4 protein-coding genes and 4 pseudogenes are annotated in these 4,220 nt (G+C 65.5%); 3 read left to right on the plus strand and 5 right to left on the minus strand.

All coding sequences use genetic code 11. The features are described 5' to 3' along the window. Window positions 1–189 (plus strand): annotated as a pseudogene (locus FGX59_RS38410) (IS6 family transposase); the annotation flags it as partial. 24 nt (window positions 190–213) lie between these two features. Beyond that, window positions 214–693: pseudogene (locus FGX59_RS39990) on the plus strand (DDE-type integrase/transposase/recombinase); the annotation flags it as partial. 216 nt (window positions 694–909) lie between these two features. Here the strand turns inward: FGX59_RS39990 and FGX59_RS37980 are convergent. From FGX59_RS37980 to FGX59_RS36065, 4 genes and pseudogenes are all read right to left on the minus strand, one after another. Continuing rightward, the gene (locus FGX59_RS37980) at window positions 910–1,062 is read right to left on the minus strand and encodes a hypothetical protein (protein WP_171061011.1); all 153 of its coding nucleotides are present in this window, start codon (window positions 1,060–1,062) and stop codon (window positions 910–912) included. Window positions 1,063–1,110: 48 nt separating this feature from the next. Further along, window positions 1,111–1,853 (minus strand): annotated as a pseudogene (gene kduD / locus FGX59_RS36055) (2-dehydro-3-deoxy-D-gluconate 5-dehydrogenase KduD). After that, window positions 1,853–2,677: pseudogene (gene kduI / locus FGX59_RS36060) on the minus strand (5-dehydro-4-deoxy-D-glucuronate isomerase). Before kduI ends, kduD begins: the two co-directional pseudogenes overlap by 1 nt. A 39-nt stretch (window positions 2,678–2,716) precedes the next feature. After that, entirely contained in the window at window positions 2,717–2,926 is a 210-nt protein-coding gene (locus FGX59_RS36065; protein ID WP_138473374.1) for an AGE family epimerase/isomerase, read from the minus strand. A gap of 166 nt (window positions 2,927–3,092) precedes the next feature. Between FGX59_RS36065 and FGX59_RS39505 the strand changes: the two genes are divergently transcribed. Continuing rightward, window positions 3,093–3,371, plus strand: coding sequence for a hypothetical protein (locus tag FGX59_RS39505; RefSeq protein WP_206078549.1), 279 nt, complete (start codon window positions 3,093–3,095; stop codon window positions 3,369–3,371). A gap of 79 nt (window positions 3,372–3,450) precedes the next feature. On the opposite strand, the gene FGX59_RS36080 is transcribed toward FGX59_RS39505, so the two are convergent. Then, window positions 3,451–3,894, minus strand: coding sequence for a class I SAM-dependent methyltransferase (locus tag FGX59_RS36080; protein ID WP_138473375.1), 444 nt, complete (start codon window positions 3,892–3,894; stop codon window positions 3,451–3,453). Window positions 3,895–4,220 lie beyond the last annotated feature (326 nt).

A 4,220-nucleotide genomic window follows, 5' to 3' on the forward strand; every position in this document is an offset into this window, starting at 1 on the left:
ACGGTCTCCCGCGAAACGATCCGCGGCCGGGTCGGCCGCTTCGGCCATCAATTTGCCGCCAGCATCCGGTGGGTTCTATCCGTTACCTCGGACAAATGGCATCTCGACGAGGTCGTCATCCGGATGAACGGCAAGGCCCATTGGCTGCGGCGCGCGGTGGGCGGGACCGGCATTCGCCAGCATGCTTGAACGCATGACGCATTCCTCAAAACCCTCGTTCAGCAGCGGCGCGGAAAAGTAGCCGCAAAGCGCTTGTTCTGCGTGCGTCTCCGGCGCAGGGGCATGCCGCGCGTCCTGGTGGCCGACAAGCTCGCCTCCTGCGCGGCCGCGAAAGCCGAATTCGCACCGGGAGTCGAACACCGCCAGCGCAGGGGACTGAACAACCGTTCCGACGCTAGCCACCGCCACACGAGGCGCCGCGGGAAGAGCATGGGCCGGTTCAAGTCGCCCGACCATGCCCGGCGTTTCCGCCGGTTCATGGTGAGGCAGCCGCCTTGTCCGGGCCAAAGCGCCACGGTCTCTCCGCCACGTCCGACCGCCACCCGCGGTCAGATGCTTTCGATCTTTGGAACGGATGCACCGCCAAGCTCGCCGCCTGAAAAGCGGCCCAAGCAGCCGTGGTTGGGAAGCGGATGGCAACCTGACTGTGAATATGCTCGGGCAGTCTGGTGGCTTGAATCGCAACCTGGTTGACTTGGTGTCATTGCTTTGACGTGTCGACCAGCAGACTGCCGCGGCAGCGGGCGAGAACGACAGCCCCGTCGCAAGCCCCGCAATGGCGCGATGCACCGAAACGGTCGTGCCCTTCACGGGCTGCCCCGTGACCGCGAAGCCGTCATCCGACAGGGCGACATCGATCGTCCCCTCCAGATCGGCCGCCGCCATGTCGGGCGCGAAGAGGCGGCTCATTCAGTCGCCCTTGATCTGCTGGGGCAGACCCAGTTCCGGCGGCGAGGCCAGCGCCGGGGTCGGATATCCCGGCGAAACTGCCATCAAAAGCCCCGCGGCGAACAGCGTCCAGCCGAGGCGGGCCTTGGGCAAGGCGTGGTAAATGGGCCTCATGGTCTCTCTCCCTCATGATTTGCGGCGGTCGGGCCGCGTCCTGCGCGATCAGCGTGCCAGCCAGCCGCCGTCGACGTTCAGCACCGCGCCGGTCAGGTATCGCGCCGCCCGCGAACACAGGAAGGCCGCCGTGCCGCCGATATCCTCGGGGCGCCCCCACCGACCGGCGGGGATGCGTTCCAGGATCTGCCGCGAGCGGTCGGGGTCCTCGCGCAGCGCCTCGGTGTTGTTCGTGGCGATATAGCCGGGGCGATGGCATTGACCGTGATGCCATGGGGCGCCCATTCGTTGGCCAGAAGCTTGGTCAGACCCGCCACCCCGTGCTTGCTGGCGGTATAGCCCGGAACGCGGATCCCGCCCTGGAGCGACAGAAGCGAGGCGATGTTGACGATCGACCCCTCCTGCCCGCTTGCGATCAGTTCCCGCCCGAAGGCCTGACAAGTGAAGAACACGGCCTTGAGGTTGGTGTCGATCACCGCATCCCAATCGGCCTCGGAATGATCGACGGCATCGGCGCGCCGGATGATCCCGGCATTGTTGACCAGCAGCGTATAGTCCGCGCCCGCGAAGACCTCCCGCGCGGCCATGGGGTCCGCAAAGTCGATCAGCGCCGCATCGGCCCGACCGCCCGCGGCGGTGATCATGGCGATGGTTTCGTCGCAGGGACGCCGCCCGGCGCAGGTCACATCTGCGCCCTGACTGGCCAGCGCCACGGCGATGGCCTGACCGATGCCGGTGTTCGCCCCGGTGACGAAGGCGCGATGCCCGGCAAGCGAGAACAGATCCGCCATCAGCGCAGGTCCTTGAGCTGTACAGGCTCCATGTCGGTGTAATCGACATTGTCCCCCGCCATCGCCCAGATGAAGGTATAGGCCCCGATCCCAGCGCCCGAATGGATCGACCATGTGGGCGAGATCGCGGCCTCCTCGTTGGCGATGAACAGATGGCGCGTCTCGGTCGGCTCGCCCATTAGGTGCAGGACACCGGCCCCGGGGGTCATGCCCCAATAGAGATAGGCCTCCATCCGGCGGTCATGGACATGGGCGGGCATGGTGTTCCAGACCGAGCCGTCCTCCAGCGAAGTATAGCCCAGGATCAACTGGCAGCTTTACATGACCTCGGGGTGGATGAACATCTTGATCGTGCGCTTGTTCGATGTCTCGACCGCGCCCATCCGGACCTCCTTGCAATCGGCAGGCGTCACAAGCCGGTGCGGGAAGGCGCGATGTGCAGGCGCCGATGCGACATAGAAGCGGCCCTGACCGCCGAAGGTGACGGGACCGGCGCCCAAGCCCAGATAGAGCACGTCCCCCGCCTCTAGCGTCCAGCTTTGGCCTGCGGCCGCGACCGTGCCTGTGCCGCCGATGTTCACGATGCCCATCTCGCGCCGGTCGAGAAAGCTGGCGGTCTTCGTCTCGGCCACCGCGTCCAGCACCAGATCGGCCCCGTCCGGAACCACGCCGCCAAGCGTGAAGCGGTCGTAATGGGTATAGACCAGACGGATCTGTCCCGGCTGGAACAGCTCCTGCGCCAGAAACGCCTGGCGCAATGCCTCGCTGTCCATGGATCTGGCGTGATCGGGGTGGATGGCGTGGCGGGTTTCGACATTCAGCATGGGATGTCCTTTCCTGAAAGTGATGCGCGGCGCGACGGCTCAGGGCCGCGCCTGCAGGGCTGCAAGCTGTCCGCTGACGCAAGGGACAAGCGGAAAGAGGGATGCCTGCGAAGAATGATAAATGTCGGGCTTGCCTGCGAACTGACGGGCGACGGGTCGGCCGGCCGGGTCGATCTCGGGTAGCCAGCCGCCGCGATCGTGGTCGATGAAATGCCGGTCGGCGAAATCCCAGAGCCTGCGATACCACATGTCGTCCTCGGCCGTGGGATCGACCTTGAGGAACGGGCTTCATGCATGACTTGATGCATGGCATTATCTGTACTTTTCGGCTCGTCGAAGCTCATCGGCAACCTCTCCTGAAAGTGCGTACCGACTATCTCTGGCGCGCAGAGCTCACCCGCAAGATGACCCGCTCGTGACGCTCACAGTCTTCCCCTCCGAGTCATCGAATTTTCTAAACGTTGTCAGCCCTGTGTTCGTTCGTATAGAGAATTTAGTGGATATAGCTTCCATCCCTGATCAATGCGTTCGCAAGGACGACAAGCTTCCTCATGACGGCAGTAACGGCGACCTTGCGCGGCTGGATTGCCCGACACAGATCCCCGGGGTCTCCAAGATCCGCTCCAGCTTCGCGCTGACCCAAGTGAAATACGCCACCGCCCCGCCGACAGTGCATCTGCGGGGCGCGCGCTAGGCGCGCCCCACGGCTTTACGCGGGACGATGGGCGGCAAAGCCCAGCCGGACGTAATCGGCCATCCAGCCGGTTGCGGGATCATGCAGCGCCCCAGGCGCCGCACCGCATCGGCCCGCGCCGGTTCCAGCCCCGAGAGGTAGGGCCCGGCGAAGGTATCCAGCCAGCCATGCCGGCCGAAAGCGGCGTCTGGCGTCCGATCAGCACGCAGGTTTCGACGGTGAAGCCCGCCGCCTCGAGCCGCGCGCGCTGCGTCGGGACCGAGGGGAAATCCCAGGAGCAGCGGGCGCGATCCGCCAGGTCCGCGGCCTCCAGCGCGGTGATCACGGCGGCCACGTTGCCGAAACCGCCCTGCTCGACCACCAGCCGTCCGCCGGGGCGCAAGGCGCGTAAGGCATGGCGCATCACCAGCCCGGGATCGCGGAACCAGTGGAAGGCCACGTTGGAGAAGACCGCTTCATAGCTGCCCTCTCCGAACCCTTCGTGGGCATCGCGTTCCAGCACGTCGCCACCAAGCGCGGGCACGAAGCCCGCCTTGGCCGCGCGTCAGGCGGCGCGCTTGATCCGGAGGCTGATGCCGCGCGGAACTCCATCGGTGCCGTTGATGATGATCAGGTCCTGCGGGCAGGCAGAAACCGCAAAGCTACCCAACATGGGGTAATCGCGGGAGCGAGTCGCCCTGACACCAGTTGAGTTTGGTTGGTGGCTGTCCCCCGATAGAATGGAAATACGGGCTCACGACGGTCGCCGGGCCCAAGCAGAGGTGGTTCTCTGATTGCGGCCTTGTCAAGCGGAGGTCTGATCTGTCCTTCGGGGGTCATGGTTCTCTCCGAGGTCGGGCGTAAGCGCGC

Origin of the sequence: Poseidonocella sp. HB161398 (assembly GCF_005870025.1) — a bacterium.
Lineage (GTDB): Bacteria > Pseudomonadota > Alphaproteobacteria > Rhodobacterales > Rhodobacteraceae > Mangrovicoccus.